Origin of the sequence: Pseudoalteromonas shioyasakiensis (genome assembly GCF_022398475.1) — a bacterium.
In the GTDB taxonomy this organism is placed as follows: domain Bacteria; phylum Pseudomonadota; class Gammaproteobacteria; order Enterobacterales; family Alteromonadaceae; genus Pseudoalteromonas.
This window is the reverse complement of sequence record NZ_JAKEVM010000091.1, coordinates 1-18,658: the sequence shown is the minus strand read 5'-3', so window position 1 is coordinate 18,658 and position 18,658 is coordinate 1. Positions and strand designations below refer to the sequence as shown.

The window sequence follows — 18,658 nt, the reverse complement described above, 5'->3', positions numbered from 1 at the left end:
CTATTAAACTTGTTTTTATATTGTTTTTTATGAGGGTTAGTGGTTATTTTTATGTCAAAGCGTCAAAAGTAATAGTTTTGTGTATGAATTTTGATTCTGTTAATAAAGCATAGCTTGCAAGAGAAGGATGCTTTAAACTTACAGGTTCAGAAAAAGAGGCAAAGTATTCCCATGAGCGTGAAACCGCAGAGCAAAACTAAACCTGATCTTTTAAACTCACCCATTCTGCCAACCTTGAAAAAAATGACCATCCCAATGATCTTTGGCATGATCACCCTAATGATGTTTAATTTGGTTGATACCTTCTTCATTAGTTTGTTAGGTACAGAGCCTCTCGCCGCTGTTAGTTTTACCTTTCCTGTTACTTTTACTGTTATTAGCCTTGCAATTGGTTTAGGGATAGGTACCTCTGCGGTTATCGCTAAAGCACTTGGTAGTGATAAGTTAGATGAAGCACGTTTTGATGCCAGCATGTCGTTGTTGGTATCGGTGGTGATGGTGTTTAGCTTATCTGTAGTAGGTTATTTATTAATAGATCCGATCTTTAAGTTATTGGGTGCTGGCGAATTAGTCTTACCGCTTATTCATGAGTATATGAGTGTGTGGTTCTTAGGCAGCGTATTTCTAATTACCCCTATGGTTGGCAACTCTGTGCTTAGAGCCAGTGGCGATACCAAAACACCGAGCATTGTTATGGGTGGAGCAGGGCTGATTAATGCCATCTTAGACCCTATACTTATTTTTGGCTTTGGACCCGTTCCGGCATTAGGTATCCAAGGCGCAGCTATTGCTAGTGTTATTGCATGGTCAGTTGCTGTCGTTATCATTTTATACATCCTTGCGGTAAAAAATGGTCTATTGAGTTTGCATGCTGGTGTACAAACGCCGTTTAGCTCGATTCGTAAAATTCTTAAAATTGGTTTACCTGCGGCTGGCGCAAATATGCTGACACCTATTGCCATGGCGGTCATGACAGCATTAGTGGCTAAACATGGTCCTGAAGCGGTTGCGGCGTTTGGTGTAGGCAGTCGCATTGAATCTATTGCAAGCCTTGTGGTGCTTGCTTTGTCGATGACCTTGCCGCCATTTGTGAGTCAAAACTTTGGGGCAGGTAAGTTTGAGCGTGTTAAAGAAGCCTACACAAAAACCTTGAAATTCGTGATGATTTGGCAGTTCGCTATTTATATTTTACTGCTGTTAACCTCTGGCTTTATCGCTGATGTATTTGGTAAAGAGCAAGCGGTAATAGATGTGATTAAGTTGTTCATTTATATCTTGCCATTGAGTTATGGCCTGCAAGGGGTGATTATTTTATCTAACTCTTCATTTAATGCTCTGCATAAACCAATGAATGCACTGATTTTAAGTGTAGTACGCCTGTTTGTTTTTTATGTACCTTTTGCTTATATAGGCAGCGAAATTGCAGGCTTAACCGGTTTATTTATTGGTGCGGCGATTGGTAACTTATTTACTGCAACGGTTGCCTATAAATGGTTTATCAAAGAAGTTGATGGGTTAAGTGAGTCATATATGAAGGAGTGTCATTCATGAGCGACCATTTCCAACTAGTTTCTAAGTTTCAGCCAAGTGGTGACCAACCAACGGCAATAGCACAGTTAAAAGATGGCCTAGAGGCTGGGCTTGCGCATCAAACATTATTAGGGGCTACGGGAACGGGTAAAACCTTTACCATGGCCAATATTATTAATGATTTGAATCGTCCAACTATCATCATGGCACACAACAAAACGCTCGCTGCACAGCTTTACGGCGAAATGAAAGAGTTTTTCCCTCATAATGCGGTTGAGTATTTTGTATCTTATTATGATTATTACCAGCCAGAAGCCTACGTTGTTGCCAGCGATACCTTTATTGAGAAAGATGCGTCTATCAATGAACACATTGAACAAATGCGTTTAAGTGCTACCAAAGCGCTGCTTGAACGACGCGATACCATTATTGTGGCTTCGGTGTCTGCTATTTATGGTTTGGGCGACCCAGACTCATATATGAAGATGATGCTTTTACTGAAAGTGGGTGAAACCGTCGATCAGCGCGATATGCTGCGCCGTCTGGCTGAGCTGCAATATACAAGAAACGATATTGAATTTAGCCGCGGTACTTACCGTGTACGTGGTGAAGTGGTCGATATATTTCCTGCTGAATCGGATACTTACGCTGTTCGTGTGGAAATGTTTGACGATGAAATTGAACGTTTAAGTATTTTTGACCCGCTTACAGGGGCTGTTGAAAAGCACATTGTGCGCGCAACTATTTACCCGAAAACCCACTATGTAACACCCCGTGAAAAAATTCTTGATGCCATTGATAAAATTAAAGGTGAGCTTAAAGACCGCCGAGCTCAGCTACTTAGTGCCAACAAACTTGTGGAAGAGCAGCGTATTGCTCAGCGCACCCAGTACGATATTGAAATGATGACCGAGCTTGGTTATTGCTCAGGCATCGAAAACTACTCGCGATACTTATCAGGTAGAACACCGGGCGATCCACCGCCGACATTATTAGATTACTTACCTGATGATGCATTGATGATTATTGATGAATCACACGTTACTGTATCGCAAATTGGTGCTATGTATAAAGGCGATAGAAGCCGTAAAGAAAATCTTGTTGAGTATGGCTTTCGCTTGCCATCGGCATTAGATAACCGCCCATTACGTTTTGAAGAATTTGAAGCCATTGCTCCGCAAACTATTTATGTGTCGGCAACACCTGGTGACTTTGAGCTTGAGCGCTCATCAGGGGAGGTTGCTGAGCAGGTCATTCGTCCAACCGGGCTTATAGACCCTGAAATTGAAGTGCGCCCTGTGGGCACCCAGGTTGATGACTTACTCTCAGAAATCTATAAAAGAGTTGAAGTGAACGAGCGAGTACTTGTCACTACTTTAACTAAGCGTATGGCAGAAGATTTAACCGACTATCTCAACGACCATGATGTAAAAGTTCGCTACTTGCACTCAGACATCGACACCGTTGAACGAGTCGAAATTATCCGTGATTTACGTGCCGGTGTGTTTGATGTGTTAGTGGGCATTAACTTATTGCGAGAAGGTCTCGACATGCCAGAGGTTTCACTTGTTGCGATACTTGATGCTGATAAAGAAGGCTTCTTACGTTCGACTCGCTCACTTATTCAAACCATTGGTCGTGCTGCGCGTCACTTAAATGGTAAAGCGATTCTTTATGGCGACCGCATAACTAACTCGATGCGACAAGCCATTGATGAAACAGACCGTCGCCGTGAAAAACAACAAGCTTATAACCTTGAGCATGGTATAGAGCCGCAAGCACTGGTTAAAAGTATCACCGATATTATGGATGTGGGTGAAGAGGCAAGTCCGAAAGATAACCTTAAGTTGGTGCGTAAAGAGTCTAAACAAGTGCTCAGCGCGAAAGATATTGCTAGCCAAATCAAAACCCTTGAAGCGAAAATGCATGCTTATGCTAGCGATCTTGAGTTTGAAAAAGCGGCGTCTGTGCGTGATGAAATTCACGAATTACAACAACAGTTAATTAACTAAAGATGATGACAAACGATTTTTCTGCCATTTTAAATGCCTTAGCAGAGGCTCCACTTGCTGCTAATGAATTATGTCGTGTATTCCATGGCCGTGGTCACTCAGTCGCTGAGCTGAGCCACATAAACTTAGACTTTTATCCGCCAGCACTTTTTTTAGTTTCATATGAAGAAATAGATGAACAAGTGCTTGCGCAATTAATTGATACCCTGTGGCAATGGGCGCAACAGAATGCGCCAGAGCTTGTAAGTGCATTGGTTTACCAACAACGTAGCGGCATTAACACTCGTAATGCCCTGATGTTTGGTGAATTACCCCAACAGCACCATATCAGTGAAAATGGTATTAAGTTTAAAGTCGATTTATTGAGTCGCCAAAATACTGGGATTTTCCCTGATATGCGCCGTGGCCGAGAGTTTGTTCAAGCCAATAGTAAAAATGCAAAAGTGCTCAACCTATTTTCATACACGTGTGGCTTCTCTGTTGCAGCAATGCAAGGCGGTGCTGACCAAGTTATTAATATGGATATGAATAAAGGGGTGCTGCGAACTGGTAAACAAAACCATCAGTTAAATGGTTTTGCTCAAGGGGTTAGTTATTTTCCGCACGATATTTTAAAATCATTCGGTAAACTAAAAAAATCAGCGCCGTATGAATTAATCATTGTTGATCCACCGAGCTTTCAAAAGGGTAGCTTTATATTGACCAAGGATTATCAAAAAATCTTGCGTCGTTTACCTGAGCTGTTAAATGAAAACACCCAATTATTACTGTGTGCCAATAGCCCTGAGCTTTCAGAGCAGGCCTTTAAAGATCTCATTAGCGATCATACACAAGGAGCAATTAGTTTTGTTGAGCGATTAGCAGCTACTGATGGCTTTGTTGAGGTAGACAGTGATCGCAGCTTAAAAGCGTTAGTTTATAAAACAGCAAACTAATGACACTGAGTAAACGGCTTTCAGCCATCGTTGATGTGGTTGATTCAGGTTATGACGAGATCTGGGATTGTTGCTGTGATCACGGTTTGTTAGGTATTGAGCTGTTACAGCAAGATAAAGCACCGCTTATACATTTTGTTGATATTGTGCCTGAGTTGATGCAGGCACTAAGTGATAAACTCGAACGTTTTGCTAAAAGAGAGCAACGCGGCCGTTGGCAGGTACATTGCCAAGATGTAGCAATGATTTCACCAGATCCTAAAAAACGCCATCTTGTTATTATTGCTGGAGTGGGTGGTGAGTTGTTAGTGCAGTTCTTAGCGAAGATTGTAAGCCAACAGCCAAATACGCATATCGACTTTATTGTTTGCCCAGTGCATCACAGTTATCAAGTTCGTAGCTATTTACAAACACTGCCCTTGGGGCTCGTCTCTGAGCAGTTGGTGTGTGAAAACAAACGATTTTATGAAGTTATTGCCATGAGTGCGTCATCTTCGCAGCCGATCACGCGAGTAGGGCACTCAATGTGGCAGCTAACAAGTAAAGAGCACCAAACGTATTTAAAGCAGTTATGTGCTCATTACCAACGTATGTTAAATCAAGACGCCGATTATTATCAGCCTGTGCTTGAACAATACAGTGCATTATTATCTTAATTAGAGTTAACTTAATTAAAGTTTATTAATCTCTTGTTTTACGCTGTAGCTAGAGTCAGTAACAATGGCTTCGAGAGTTTGTACTCGCTCTCTTAGCTCTTGCAGCTCTTTTGTTACTTCGGCTACATGTTCGTTGGCTTCTTTTGAATTTTTTAAAGTTCGTGATTTAAACTCAAGGTGTTTTTTATACATATCATAAATTACCCCAGAGCCAACTGATATCAGCACGATTAACACCACCATGGTAGTACCTGACATACACTTCTCCTTCCTTTTTTAGTATCTAACAGAATATAGATTGTATTTAAAAATGCAATTTGCATTCTGTTACAAGGTGTTTCTTTTTAGAAGTGGCTTGATACGAATAAAGCCTGTAACGAGCATGGTACCTGCGATAACACTGAGTGCGCCAACCAAGGTATTGGGACCAATTTGCTCATCTAAAATTAAATTTCCCCACACTATGCCAAAAAGTGGAATCAAAAAAGTAACAGTCAGCGCTGAGGTTGGGCCAATGTCATCAATCAAGCGAAAGAACAAGATATATGCCACTGCAGTACATAGCACTCCGAGTGCCACCACACCAAGCATAACCTCGTTACTTGGCATTTCTCTGGCAGGAATAACAAAAATAAGCGGCAGCACCATGATACTCGCCGTCCACATACTGCCATGGGCATTATCAAAAGCAGATAACTTAGGTGCATGTTTAGTGTAATGGGATGCGATGGCGTAGCTGAGTGAAGCACACAGTGCCGCAACAATTGCCGTGATAGCTTGGCTGTCGATAGTCAGGCTATTTTGTCCTACCAAAATGGCCACGCCCGTTAAACCTAACAGTAAGCCAAGCAACATACTTTTAGTGGGCTTCGTTTTAGTCCATACAATACCTACGACGGCGCCCCAAATTGGTGTTGTTGAGTTTAATATGGATAAGGTAGATGCATTAATTGTTTGTGCTGCAAAGGCAAACAATAAAAAGGGAATGGCGGAATTAAGCGCGCCAATAATGAAAAAATGCTTTTTGTGGGTCGTGAAAGCCAGTTTCTTGCGTAAGTACAGCGCAAAAATAAACAGTGTTACTGCTGCAAAGCCGACTCTTAACTCAATTAATACTGCAGGGCCTAAGCTATTCGCTGCCATGCGCATAAATAAGAAGGAAGCGCCCCAAATAGCAGCAAGGATGAATAAGCGTAATAAACTTGGCAATGACATGGTTTTACATTCTTAAATTATAAAACCTGAGCATAACAAATTTATGCCCCAATACTCGCCATTTTCGGACTATTAATCAGTTGATTGGGGAAGTTTCTTTTCAAAGTCAGATTTAACGATTTCTAGAGCGGCTAATACGTCTTCGGCAGGTACGTCGTTTTGTTCTAAGAGCATAATAAGATCAACAGCAATCTTGATGTAGTTAGGAGCGCTATCTAACTCATTACTCATTTTTGCAGTTCCTTTTTCTTAGCAACTTGGCTGATCGCTACATCGATGGCCGTTTGCACTTGTTGCTCCATTCTAATACGTTCTGTTTGCGGTAAATAAAATTCCATATCGACATCGTAACGGATGTAACGGGCAGGCAGTTGGTTTAATACGGTGCAGCATAAATCTGCCATAATATCATCACTGTAAGTCGATTCTAAGTTGCGTTTAGTGATGTCTTCGACAACTAATTTTTCATAGTAGTTGTGAATGTCGTCATGCATTTTCATACAAAATAAGCCTAATTAAACAGTCACTTTTAGTGTATACCAAGCTTTAAAATAAATCGACAGCCGCCCTAAAAAGCTGGCCATGAACATCAACCAAACGGCTTACATTGCGTTGATAGCCACCGCCCATGGCTGCAAAGACAGGGATTTCTGCTTGCTTTGCTTGGCTTAATACAAAATGATCACGCTGGTACACGCCTTCTAAACTCACTTGAAAGTGTCCTAATTCGTCATCCGAAGCTATGTCTGCGCCGGCGTTATACAAAATGATGTCTGGCTGGTGGAGTCTGATTGTTAAGGCTAAAGCTTGTTTAACTGTTTCAAGGTATTCAGTATCTGAAGTGCCATGCTCTAAAGCAAAATCGTAGTTTGATTGCTGTTTAATTCGCGGGAAGTTTTGCTGACAATGAATTGAGCAGCTAATGATCTGGGGATGTACTTTTGTAACTTCGGCTGTGCCATCACCTTGGTGAACGTCACAGTCAAAGATTAATACGGTGTCGGCTTGCTCTGTATCAATTAAGTGTGCTGCGGCTATCGCCAAGTCATTGAAAATACAAAAACCACTACCATAGCTCGTAAAAGCATGATGATAACCACCACTTAGATTAAAAGCCGCACCTTGTTGCAAAGCAAACTCAGCGCCTTGAATACTCGCGCCAACAGAGTAAAGTGTTCGTTCAACCAATTGAGTGGACCAAGGAAAGCCCATTTTTTTAATTGCTTTGCTATCAAGACTGCCAGTTAAAAAAGCGTCGACATAGTCGGGGTTATGGCACAGAGTAAGCTGCGCTTTAGTCGCTTGTTGTGGGGTAATGAAGTGCTGCTCATCAATAAAGTTGCTGACAAGCTGTTTTAACAAGCGATATTTATCAATGGGAAAGCGGTGACGCTCTGGTAAAGTTAACGCTGAATAACTTGGATGATAGTAAAACATTATCTTAGCTGCTGTTTCTCGACCTGTTGAATTTTGTCTTCAGTAGCAGAAATGGCTTTACGACAACGGCCAAGCCTTGCATGTAAAGCTAATATTTCTTTATTAATTTCAGTTGCTTGCTGTGAATTTGCTGCGTCGAGCTTAAGCTTTCGCTCTTCGATCATCAAAACTAAGCGGCGTTCAAACTCATGGTTTTGTTTTAGTTCGTCATACAATTCATGAGATGACTGCATGATTTTTTGCACGGCTTGCTTATAAACCTGTGGCTTTGCTTTTGGCTTAAAGCTGTATTTATTTTCTTTAGCCCAAACCGGGGTTGATTTGATCACATTAAACACCGCCTCTACCTGAAGGGTAATGCGCTCAAGCGCATATTGATAGGCATGGCGATGCTCAGCTGACGGCAGGCTGTTAAGCTCATCTTCAATTTCGGTTACATAATCGGCTAGCTTCATACTTTTTGTGCTAAACACGGCTTTATCAAACAAACTTGGTTGGGCTTGCATGTAGCGATTTTTCGAAAATAAATTACCCTTATCAAATTGCACGGCTAACTGTTTTAGCCGTTCAATTTGTGACCGTAGTTTATCAAAAGCAGTTGATTGCATTTATAAATATGCCTCATAGATTAACTTTAATGCTAACACTATAACCACAGTGTTAAACACTGGGCGGATCATTTTACCACCAAACTTTATTGCTGAATGTGCACCTAACCATGCACCTAGCATTAGGAAAAAGCCCATTGTGATGCCAAGTAAAAAGTTCACATGGCCAAGCGCCACGAAGGTGATCAATGAAATAAAGTTTGAAACAAAGTTCATTGAGCGGGCAAGGCCACAGTTAAGCAATAAGCTCATTTTATATAATAGGCTATTTGAGGCTGTCCAAAATGTGCCAGTGCCAGGGCCTGCTAAACCATCAAAAAAACCAAGCCCTAATCCTTGTAGCCATTGTTTAATTTTAGTTTTGCTATCAAGCTTTGGTAACTCGTTATGCTCAGTTGTACTCAAACTGCCAAATAAGCTGTAACAAGCGACTAAAATAATCACCACCGGTAGTAATTTATTTAAAAATTCAATACTTAAGTAATCAACCACTAAAGTGCCTACGAGTGCCCCAATAGCTGTCGCTAAAATAGATGCAGCCCAAAACCGTGGGTTGAACAACTTTTTACGAAAATAAGTTACGCTGGCCGTCAATGAGCCAAAACTCGCTGCAAGTTTATTGGTACCTAGGGTGAGATGGGGCGGTAAGCCTGCAGTTAATAGCGCTGGCACAGTTAACATCCCGCCACCGCCTGCAATTGCATCAATAAAGCCCGCTGCCAGTGCGACTGCGCATAATAGTGCCCAGGTTGCTGGGTCTAAAGCTAATTCAAACATTAATAATCAATTTGTCTTTTAAAAGGTGGCAAGGTATCGAGCATGGCTTTGCCATATCGCTTGGTCACTAAACGGCGATCAAGGATAGTAATGCGACCCTGATCATTTTCTTTGCGCAGCAGTCTACCACAGCTTTGTACTAATTTCTTTGCCGCATCAGGTACGGTTATCGAAAGAAACGGGTTGCCACCTTTACTTTGCACAAACTCAGCCTGCGCTTCTTCTATTGGTGAGGTAGGCACCGCAAATGGAATTTTTGTAATTACCAGGTTTTCTAAGTATTTACCTGGTAAATCAAGACCCTCAGATAAACTTTGAGTACCAAATAAATAGCTAGCACGGCCTAAATCTACATTGGCTTTATGCTTTTTAAGCAGTGCTTCACGAGACATTTCACCTTGCACTAAGACCTCAATTCCTTTGCTACGAAGCGCTTTAACAACATGATCCATCTGCCAATAAGAGGCAAATAACACTAAATTTGCTTTTTTATCATCAAGGAACTTAGGTAATTGCTCAGCCAAGTGGTCGCTAAACGCTTTATCGGTCGGCTCAATATGGCTGGCAGGGATATGTAGCGTCGCTTGTTTTGGGTAATCAAACGGAGAAGGGACTTTTATGTATTTTACGCCTTCTTCTTTGGCAAGACCGCATTCATAGGCAAAGTGATCAAATGAACCCAATGCAGTTAAGGTGGCTGAACAAAGTACGGCACCCGCACATTGATTCCATAATTTATCTTTTAGGTAATAGCCAACTTCAATAGGGCAATCACTGAGTAAATGGTCGTGATGGTTCTTATATTCCAAGCGTTTTATCCACCTGGCATGGGGAATACCTTCGCCTTTTGTGGCGTAGCTAAACCACAGCTTGTTTAATAACTCTAAGCGATTAATGTACTGACCACTTTCAGCCAAGATTGGATCGGCCACATAAGGTTTTATATCGCCATCACTTACGTCTTGCACTAGGGTATCGTGCATCTTGTTGAGTGCTCTTAGGGCATCAAGGGTGGCATCGCTAATATCTTTTGCTTTGGTATGTAAAGATGCTGGGATTTCACCGTGCTCAAAACGATAGGTGTCATCACTGTTATAGTTAAAGTCTGCGTTATCAAGAATATCACGCACCACTTTTAAGTTTTTACCAGCATCATTGATACTGTCACTGAGCTTAAAATTTTGCCCAATTGCTTTTTGACCTACGAGCACATTGGCCATTTTACCAGCAAATTTAACCAGCTTGTCGAGCCAGTCTATGGTGCCTTTAATGGTTGCTGCAGCAGAAGAAAAATCGCGGGTGATGTGCGCTAAATGGTGCGCTTCATCGATTACATAAATTGTATCGTCAGGCTCAGGTAGAATTTTACCGCCACCCAAATCAAGATCAGCCAGTAATAAAGAATGGTTGATCACTAGCACATCCATTTGCATAAGACGCTGACGTGCCATATGAAAAGGGCAGAGCTGATGAGCGCGCATTTGTCGTTGGCATGAATGCTTATCACAGGCAATTAAATTCCACACTTTATCAGGGATGGTATCAGCCCAGCTATCGCGGTCGCCTTGCCATTGCTTTTTTGAATAAGCATCATAAAGTTGCTTTAAGCATTTGGTTTCCATATCAGAAAGCGGCGATGACAGGGTCGGCATAAACTCCATTTGCGTTTGACTGTCGCCATTTACAGCAGCACTGAGTTTTTGTGCACAGATATAACGCTGCCGACCTTTCACTAAATCAAACTTGATGTCTAGGCCAGAGTGCTCTTTAAAAAAAGGCAGCTCCTTACTAATTAACTGCTCTTGTAGGGCAACGGTTGCCGTCGAAATCACTAATTTCTTTTTCTTGGCCATCGCTAAAGGCAATGCCCCTAAACAATACGCCAGTGACTTACCGGTTCCGGTGCCTGCTTCAATAACACAAATTCGTTGGCTCTTGTGATACTCGCCAGCCAGGGTTTTTGCTATCTCGGCAACTAAGTAGTTTTGACTGCTTCTAGGGCGGTAATCGGTGAGGTTATCAGCAACATGCTTATGAATTTGCCGAATTGTTTTTTTTAAAGAGTCAGAAAGCATGCCCAGAAAACCTAAAGTATGTATATAATTACAGTAATGAATTTTAGAGATTTAACTGGGCAACTACAAGCGACTTGTTACTTTAATTAGTTAATCAACTTAGCTTTGTTTAACTAATATGCCTAAATTATAGTAAAAAGGTTTAATTACATGCAGTTAGCCTCCGGCTTTATTCTTTCCACGCAATGCTATGATAGCGCTAAGGGCATTTCGATTGTGGTGTGGATTTTATCTAAGCAAGGGCCTGTAAAACTAATAAGCACACCGCAAAAAGCAGTGTTCTTTATTAATGAATCTCAAATAGACGCTGCGAATAGAGTGTTTTCAGAGCATGGTATTTTTTGTGAAATTAAACCTGTGGCACTGAAGAGCTTTATGCAACAAGAAGTAGTTTCTTGTTACTTTTCATCATTAAAGCACTATTACAATGCAGCGAAACGACTCAAAGCGCAGCATATAAAAGTATATGAGGATGATATTCGCCCTGTTGATAGATTTTTAATGGAACGTTTCATTAAAGGGTCAGTTTGGGCTCAGGGAATACAAATAAAAAGCCATCCATATCCTGTTTTAACAGATACTAAGTTCAAAAAAAATAACGATTTTACGCCACATTTTTCAAGTTTGTCACTCGATATAGAATGTAATGGTGAAGGAGTGCTATTTTCAATAGGTCTAGTAGGGGCACACATAGATACAGTGTTGATGGTAGGCCAGCCACAAGATACCAGTGAACTTGAATTTAACCTTCATTGGTGTGTGGATGAAATTGATTTACTCAATCAGCTTTGTTTACACATTGAAACTGTCGACCCTGATGTGATCATTGGTTGGAATGTGATTGAATTTGACTTTAGTGTTTTACATGCCCGCGCTGAAGCACTCGGTGTCGAATTACCGCTTGGCCGCAATAAAGAAAAAATGCAGCTGCGGCAAGGTAATTTTACCCGTATTACAATACCTGGCCGAGTAGTTGTAGATGGTATTGATACCCTAAAAAACGCCACCTATCACTACGATAGTTTTAGCCTTGCTAATGTAGCGAGTATTGAACTTGGTGAAGAGAAGCTGATTAGCACAGATAATCGCTTAGAAGAAATTATTCGCCAGTTTAATGAAGACAAACTGTCTCTTGCTAATTACAACAGACAAGATTGCATGTTAGTGCTGCGAATTTTTGAGAAACTTAAGTTACTCGATTTTGCTGTTGTGAGAAGCCAACTCACCGGACTTGAATTAGAACGAATGGGTGGCTCAGTTGCCGCCTTCACTAACCTTTATCTGCCGCTACTACATAGAAGTGGCTATGTAGCCCCTAATTTAGGCGATCATGGCTTAAGTTTTGACAGCCCAGGTGGTTATGTCATGTCATCGCAGCCTGGCCTATATAAGAATATCTTGGTGCTTGACTACAAAAGCCTTTATCCATCAATAATGCGCACATTTTGTATAGACCCTCTGGGACTAATTGAAGGTTTAAAAAAGCCAGATGACGCAATCGAAGGTTTTAACCAAGCACAGTTTTCACGTACTGAGCACCATTTGCCTGAGCTTATTCGTGAACTTGCAGCAACAAGACAAATAGCCAAAGATAAAAACCAGCCTATGCTCTCGCAGGCAATTAAAATCATTATGAATAGTTTATACGGTGTACTTGGCTCTAAAGGTTGTCGTTTTTATGACCCGAGATTGTCGAGCTCAATTACTTTACGTGGCCATGAAATAATGCAAACAACTAAGCAATGGATAGAAGAGTGGGGCTATAACGTCATTTATGGTGATACAGATTCAACCTTTGTTAAGCTTGATGATGATCTAAATTCACTAAACTGTAATGAAATCGGTACGAAACTGGCAGATAAAATTAACAAACGCTGGCAGCAGGTTTTGCAGCAAGATTATAAAATAGACAGTTTTTTAGAAATTGAGTACGAAACCCACTATAGCCCATTTTTTATGCCCACAATTAGAGGCAAAACAATGGGTTCAAAAAAGCGTTATGTAGGAAAAGTCGAAAATAATGGCGCTTCAAAATTAGTCTTCAAAGGTATGGAAACCGTAAGAAGTGATTGGACAGAACTTGCTCATGAATTTCAGACGGAATTATTTGAAATATTATTTTCTGAAAATTACAGACAAGAATTTATTTTTCAAGCCTTTGATAGGTATGTTAAAAAACTTTATGCAGGTGAATTCGATTCTAAGCTAACCTATCGCAAGCGACTGGGTCAGCATCTCACTGATTATCAAAAAAACATCCCTCCTCATGTAAAAGCAGCGAAACAGCATTTAGCTGACAATCCCCACCTAACGTTTCAACGTGGTCAAATAATTGAATATGTTTACACCGCTAACGGCGCTGAGTACTACACAGGTAAACATAAATATGATTATGGCATTTATGTTAATAAACAATTGTTGCCAATAGCTGAGATGATTGTTGTTGATTTGGGTACTAAAATTTCATCTCTAAGTGACCGTCAGATACAGCTTTTTTAGAAAAATTAACATTTTTTTGACTCTTTGTTGCGATGAATGATTGTTCAGCTCAGTTTAAACGCTTATTTGTGTGTTTTTTGTTCATAAAATAAGAAAAAGTAAACTTTTTGCTGCTTCATTAAAAAATTGTAAATAAAGGGCTGGATATTTTGTTTTATTTGTTTATTATTTGTTTGTCGCAGTCCTGATGCGATACAAATAATAAACAAGCTTATGCTAAATATAGCCACAATATAGTGGTCCAGGGAGAATCAAATGTTAAATAATAAAGTTTCAAAAGCAGTTCGCTTAGCGCTTGCTTTTGGTACAGCTTCAACAGCTGCGTTTTCTGTAAACTCTTATGCTGCCGAAGAAGAAGCAGTAGAAAAAGTTGAACGTATTGAAGTTACAGGTTCACGTATCAAACGTACTGATATTGAAACTGCAAGCCCAGTACAAGTTACAACAGCTGAAGAAATTGAAGTAGCTGGTTTCACTCGTGTTGAAGACATGATGAACAGCTTGCCTCAACTTGAAGCTTCAAGCACTGCATTCCAATCAAATGGTGCTTCTGGTACTGCTACTCTTGATTTACGTGGTATGGGTTCACAACGTACCCTAGTACTTATCAACGGTCGTCGTATGCAAGCAGGTGGTATCTACAGCCAATCTGCTGATATCAACCAAATTCCAGCTGCACTTATCAAACGCGTTGACGTTATGACAGGTGGTGGTTCATCAACTTACGGTGCTGACGCGGTAGCGGGTGTTGTAAACTTCGTGATGGACGATCAGTTCGAAGGTTTCGAAGTAAACCTTGGTTCAACAGCTTATCAACACGATAATGACAACGAGTACATCCAAGGTTTAATGGATGATAAAGGTTTCGAATACGAAAGTGGTAACACTGGTTTTGACGGTTCATCGTTTGATTTCTCTGCTACTTTAGGTGGTTCATTCGATAGCGGTAAAGGTCATGCTGTAGGTTACTTCACTTACAACAAACAAAATGAATTACGCCAAGGTTCACGTGATTACTCGTCATGTGCATTATCTTCTACTGGTACATCTTGTGGTGGTTCTGGTAACGCGGTAGTTCCTAACTTCTACATCGCTGGCGTAACAGACGACGGTGGTTTCGATTGGGATGATTACGATTACTGGACACTTGGTACAGATAGCAGCTTCATTCCTTCAAGCGGTAACTTATATAACTACGCACCAGTAAACCACTTCATGCGTCCGGATGAGCGTCACACGTTAGGTTTATTTGCTAACTATGAAGTTAATGATAACTTCCACCCATTCATTGAAGCTATGTTCATGCGTGACCGTACTTCTGCTCAAATCGCAGAATCAGGTACGTTCTTCAATGAAAACTATGTTATCGATTATGATAGCCCGCTTCTTACAGATGCACAGCGTCAAAACCTAACTGACCGTTTCGGTCTAACTTCTGGTGACCAATTTGCAACTTACATCGGTAAGCGTAACGTTGAAGGTGGTCCTCGTGTTAACCAACTTGAGCACAGCTCATTCCGCCTAGTATTAGGTAGTAAAGGTGAAGTCAGTGACCTTTGGTCATATGAAGCGTTCATGCAATATGGTTCAACTTCTTCATCTTCTGCATACGAAAATGACTTCTTCGGTCCACGTATCAGTACTGCGCTTTCTGCAAATGGTGAAGATTGTGCGGCAACTGACGGCTGTATTCCTTACGAAGTATTCACTTACCAAGGTGTTTCTGCTGAAGCAGCTGGCGCACTAACTGGTACTGCAATCCTTAACGGTGTTACAGAGCAATTCATCGTAAGTGGTTTCGTAACAGGTGAATTTGAGTTTGGTCTTCCTTCTTCAGATTACCCACTTGCTGCAGTATTTGGTGCTGAATACCGTGAAGAAACATTCGGCCGTACGGCGGATGAAGTTTACGCGCAAGGTCTATTACTTGGTCAAGGTGGTCCTACTAAGAGCCTTAACGGTGAGTACGATGTAACTGAATTCTTCGGTGAGTTAAGTGTTCCTATCGTTGAAGGTATCACAGGTGTTGAAAGTCTATTAATTGACTTAGGTTATCGTTGGTCTGATTACAGCACTTCAGGTTCAGAGCCTACTTATAAAGTAGCAATGAACTGGGACGTAACTGAGAACTGGAAAATCCGTTCAAGCTACAACCGTGCTGTTCGTTCTGCAAACAACGGTGAGCTATTCGCTCAACAAAGCCAAGGCTTATGGGGTGGTGTAGATCCATGTGCGACTGCAACTCCAGAGCTTAGTCAAGCAGCTTGTGCTAACACAGGTGTAACAGCGTCACAATACGGTAATGTTGGTAAGAGCCCTGCAGATCAGTACAACGGTTTCTTCGGTGGTAACCCAGAGCTTCGCCCTGAAATCGCAGATACAATCACTTTAGGTGTTGTTGGTAACCCATTTGAAGACTTTAACTTCTCAATCGATTACTGGGATATCGACCTTGAAGATGCAATCGGTGCAATTGACCCTGAGTTAATCGTTCGTCAGTGTGGTCTTACAGGCGATGCACAATTCTGTGACAAGATTGAACGTACACCTGGTAGCGGCAGCTTATGGGTTGGTTCTGGTCAAGTTGTAGCAACAAACACTAACTTAGGTAACATTCACTTTGAAGGTATCGACTTAAGTGCTAACTACGACATGGAAATTGGCGGTGGTACACTTTCTACAAGCCTAATCGGTACTTACATGATGACTAAAGAATATGAAGATATTCCAGGTGTAAGTGAACCGTATGACTGTGTTGATACACTAGACAATGGCTGTTTCCCACAACCAGAATGGCGTCATGTTCTAACTGCAAGCTATGACACTGGTAGCTGGTGGAAAGCAACTGCTAAATGGCGTTTCTTCAGTGGTGTTAACGACTACACTGGTGCTGATGAACTAGTTCAAGACGGTATCAGCTCACAAAGCTATCTTGACCTTAAAGGTTCATTCACTATCAATGACTACACTCGTGTACTTGTTGGTGTGAACAACGTATTAGATAGAGAGCCACCACTAGTTGGCGGTACATTATCTACAAATGGTAACGCAGTTGCTGGTTACTACGACACATTAGGTCGTTACTTCCACGCAAGCGTTTCATTAAAATTCTAATTTGAATTAATTAATGTATGATAAAGCGAGCTTCGGCTCGCTTTTTTTATGGGGAAGCATTTATTATGGGGAAACAATGACATCAGAACAACACGCGTTTACCCAAGCTGTTGCTTTACTTCAACAAGGTAAAGTTAGCCAAGGGGTTGAGTTATTAAAACCGTTATCAAAGAACACTGAGTTTGCTGAAAAAACGTTACAGATCCTTTTCAAAGTTGCTATGCAGCAACAAGACACTGAAACAGCCATTGCATATTGCCAACAACTGGTATCAACTGCTCCTACAAAGTTTGATTATGTACTGACCTTAGTACAATTAAGTTTAAGTTGTGGTGAGTTCAAAATTGCGAAAAACGCGCTGTTACCTTTATACACAGCAAATCCGCAGCAAGCTGATATTTGCTTTCAGCTAGGAAAAATAGAAAGAAAGCTTGATAACCACGATTCAGCGATGCGTTTCTTTGAACAAGCTCTAACATTATCTGAGCAGTTTAAAGCACCCGCTTTAATAGATATTGCTTTAATGCATAATGAGCAGTTACATCAACCCGATGAAGCCGTACATTACTTACAACAAGCGATTGGTCATGATGAAAATAATCTTCAGGCCCACTTTTCATTGGCGAATATTTACGAACAGCTTGGTGATAAAGAGAAAGCAAAAACAGGCTTTCAACAGGTTTTAAAAATAGATGCATTCAATGCGATGGCTCAAGCAAGATTGGCCGATATTGAAACCTTCACTGAGCGCGATGCAATTGACTATGAACAAGCATGCTTAGCCATTTTAAAGCGAGAGTCAGATGATATAGCCTGTGCTGATATTTATTATGCACTTGGTAAAGTATTTAATGATTGTAAAAACTATCAGAAAGCTTGGTATTATTATGTAAAGGCTAATCAATACAATAAAAAGTATTTACCAGCCTATGATCGCCAATCTGTTGAGAAGATTACTGAATACACCTTAGCGCGTAATATTGCTCTGCAAGAAGCGAATAGCTCAATAACACCCATTATAATTTGCGGTATGTTTCGTTCTGGCTCAACATTAATTGAACAAATCATCAGCTCTAACAAGCAAATAGCGGCAGGGGGTGAAATTGCCTATTTACATTCATCGTTATTCAATTTGATTGGCGATGAAAAGGCACTTGTTAATAAGGCTAAAGAGGCTGAATTTATCGATGGTTATAAAGAACAATTAACTTTAAGAGCTGAAGGTGCGCATTATGTAACAGATAAACGCCCTGAAAATTACCTTTACTTAGATATTATCAAGCAGCTCTATCCAAAAGCTAAGATTATCTGGACAGAGCGAGATATTAAAGACAATAGCTTGTCAGCTTTTTTCCAGCATTTGGGTCCGAGCTTAAACTATGCTGTATCCCTAGGTGATACTCTACACCACTATGAGCAGCAGCAACGTATTAAGTCACATTGGCAGTCGTGTTTCAGTAATGATATTTTTACCCTGAATTACGATCAGCTTGTTTGCTCACCCGAGCAGATTTTAGAACAGCTGTTTAGTTTTCTAGGGCTTGAATATACTGATGAAGCCCAGCGGTTTCACAATAAATCTGGCACTGTAAGTACAGCGAGTGTATGGCAGGTTAGAAAGCCACTTTATAAGTCATCCTCAGGACGATTTGCAAATTACCTTGAACACATACAGGCCGATGAAAAATCCTACCAAGATGCCAAAGCGCTGTTAAATAAGTAATTGGTAATAAAAAAGACCATCATTTAGATGGTCTTTTTTATTATTTTAAGGGCATGATATCACATGGAATAGTTAGC

Annotated in this window: 15 protein-coding genes; 7 read left to right on the top strand and 8 right to left on the bottom strand. The window is 40.8% G+C overall.

Features of this window, described 5'->3' with window-relative positions; all coding sequences use genetic code 11:
- Positions 1 to 171: 171 nt before the first annotated feature.
- Genes L1D51_RS14790 through L1D51_RS14775 form a run of 4 tightly spaced genes read left to right on the top strand, consistent with a single transcriptional unit; the run spans position 172 to position 5,133 of the window.
- Positions 172 to 1,551, top strand: coding sequence for an MATE family efflux transporter (locus L1D51_RS14790; protein WP_239963998.1), 1,380 nt, complete (start codon positions 172 to 174; stop codon positions 1,549 to 1,551).
- Positions 1,548 to 3,542, top strand: a complete 1,995-nt coding sequence (uvrB, locus tag L1D51_RS14785) for an excinuclease ABC subunit UvrB (protein WP_054563646.1) — start codon at positions 1,548 to 1,550, stop codon at positions 3,540 to 3,542. Before L1D51_RS14790 ends, uvrB begins: the two co-directional genes overlap by 4 nt.
- Positions 3,543 to 3,547: 5 nt before the next feature.
- On the top strand, positions 3,548 to 4,477 hold the full coding sequence (locus tag L1D51_RS14780) for a class I SAM-dependent methyltransferase (RefSeq protein WP_239964000.1): 930 nt from the start codon (positions 3,548 to 3,550) through the stop codon (positions 4,475 to 4,477).
- Positions 4,477 to 5,133 carry a tRNA (adenine(22)-N(1))-methyltransferase gene (locus L1D51_RS14775; protein ID WP_054563648.1) on the top strand — a complete coding sequence of 219 codons (657 nt, stop codon included), beginning with the start codon at positions 4,477 to 4,479 and terminating at the stop codon, positions 5,131 to 5,133. Before L1D51_RS14780 ends, L1D51_RS14775 begins: the two co-directional genes overlap by 1 nt.
- A 15-nt stretch (positions 5,134 to 5,148) precedes the next feature.
- Here L1D51_RS14775 and L1D51_RS14770 read toward each other — a convergent pair whose 3' ends face one another.
- The 8 genes from L1D51_RS14770 to dinG all read right to left on the bottom strand — a co-directional run bounded on the left by L1D51_RS14770 (position 5,149) and on the right by dinG (position 11,245).
- Entirely contained in the window at positions 5,149 to 5,391 is a 243-nt protein-coding gene (locus tag L1D51_RS14770) for a hypothetical protein (protein WP_054563649.1), read from the bottom strand.
- Positions 5,392 to 5,460: 69 nt separating this feature from the next.
- Positions 5,461 to 6,348, bottom strand: a complete 888-nt coding sequence (locus L1D51_RS14765) for a DMT family transporter (RefSeq protein ID WP_239963997.1) — start codon at positions 6,346 to 6,348, stop codon at positions 5,461 to 5,463.
- A 72-nt stretch (positions 6,349 to 6,420) separates the two neighbouring features.
- On the bottom strand, positions 6,421 to 6,579 hold the full coding sequence (locus L1D51_RS14760; protein ID WP_082874113.1) for a YbaM family protein: 159 nt from the start codon (positions 6,577 to 6,579) through the stop codon (positions 6,421 to 6,423).
- Entirely contained in the window at positions 6,576 to 6,848 is a 273-nt protein-coding gene (locus tag L1D51_RS14755; RefSeq protein WP_063707060.1) for a late competence development ComFB family protein, read from the bottom strand. The genes L1D51_RS14760 and L1D51_RS14755 overlap by 4 nt, the downstream gene beginning before the upstream one ends.
- A 46-nt stretch (positions 6,849 to 6,894) precedes the next feature.
- Positions 6,895 to 7,788: a histone deacetylase family protein gene (locus tag L1D51_RS14750; RefSeq protein WP_239963999.1), complete on the bottom strand. Its 894-nt coding sequence runs from the start codon at positions 7,786 to 7,788 to the stop codon at positions 6,895 to 6,897.
- A complete protein-coding gene (locus tag L1D51_RS14745; protein WP_239963996.1) occupies positions 7,785 to 8,393 on the bottom strand; it encodes a primosomal replication protein in 609 nt (202 codons plus the stop codon). Before L1D51_RS14745 ends, L1D51_RS14750 begins: the two co-directional genes overlap by 4 nt.
- A complete protein-coding gene (locus L1D51_RS14740) occupies positions 8,394 to 9,170 on the bottom strand; it encodes a TSUP family transporter (protein ID WP_239963995.1) in 777 nt (258 codons plus the stop codon).
- Positions 9,170 to 11,245, bottom strand: coding sequence for an ATP-dependent DNA helicase DinG (dinG, locus tag L1D51_RS14735; protein WP_055021494.1), 2,076 nt, complete (start codon positions 11,243 to 11,245; stop codon positions 9,170 to 9,172). The genes L1D51_RS14740 and dinG overlap by 1 nt, the downstream gene beginning before the upstream one ends.
- A 150-nt stretch (positions 11,246 to 11,395) precedes the next feature.
- Between dinG and L1D51_RS14730 the strand changes: the two genes are divergently transcribed.
- The 3 genes from L1D51_RS14730 to L1D51_RS14720 all read left to right on the top strand — a co-directional run bounded on the left by L1D51_RS14730 (position 11,396) and on the right by L1D51_RS14720 (position 18,581).
- Positions 11,396 to 13,744, top strand: a complete 2,349-nt coding sequence (locus tag L1D51_RS14730) for a DNA polymerase II (RefSeq protein WP_055021495.1) — start codon at positions 11,396 to 11,398, stop codon at positions 13,742 to 13,744.
- Between the two features lie 255 nt (positions 13,745 to 13,999).
- A complete protein-coding gene (locus tag L1D51_RS14725; protein WP_055021496.1) occupies positions 14,000 to 16,858 on the top strand; it encodes a TonB-dependent receptor domain-containing protein in 2,859 nt (952 codons plus the stop codon).
- Between the two features lie 76 nt (positions 16,859 to 16,934).
- Complete coding sequence (locus L1D51_RS14720) at positions 16,935 to 18,581, top strand: tetratricopeptide repeat-containing sulfotransferase family protein (protein ID WP_239963994.1); 1,647 nt, start codon at positions 16,935 to 16,937, stop codon at positions 18,579 to 18,581.
- Positions 18,582 to 18,658: the final 77 nt, after the last annotated feature.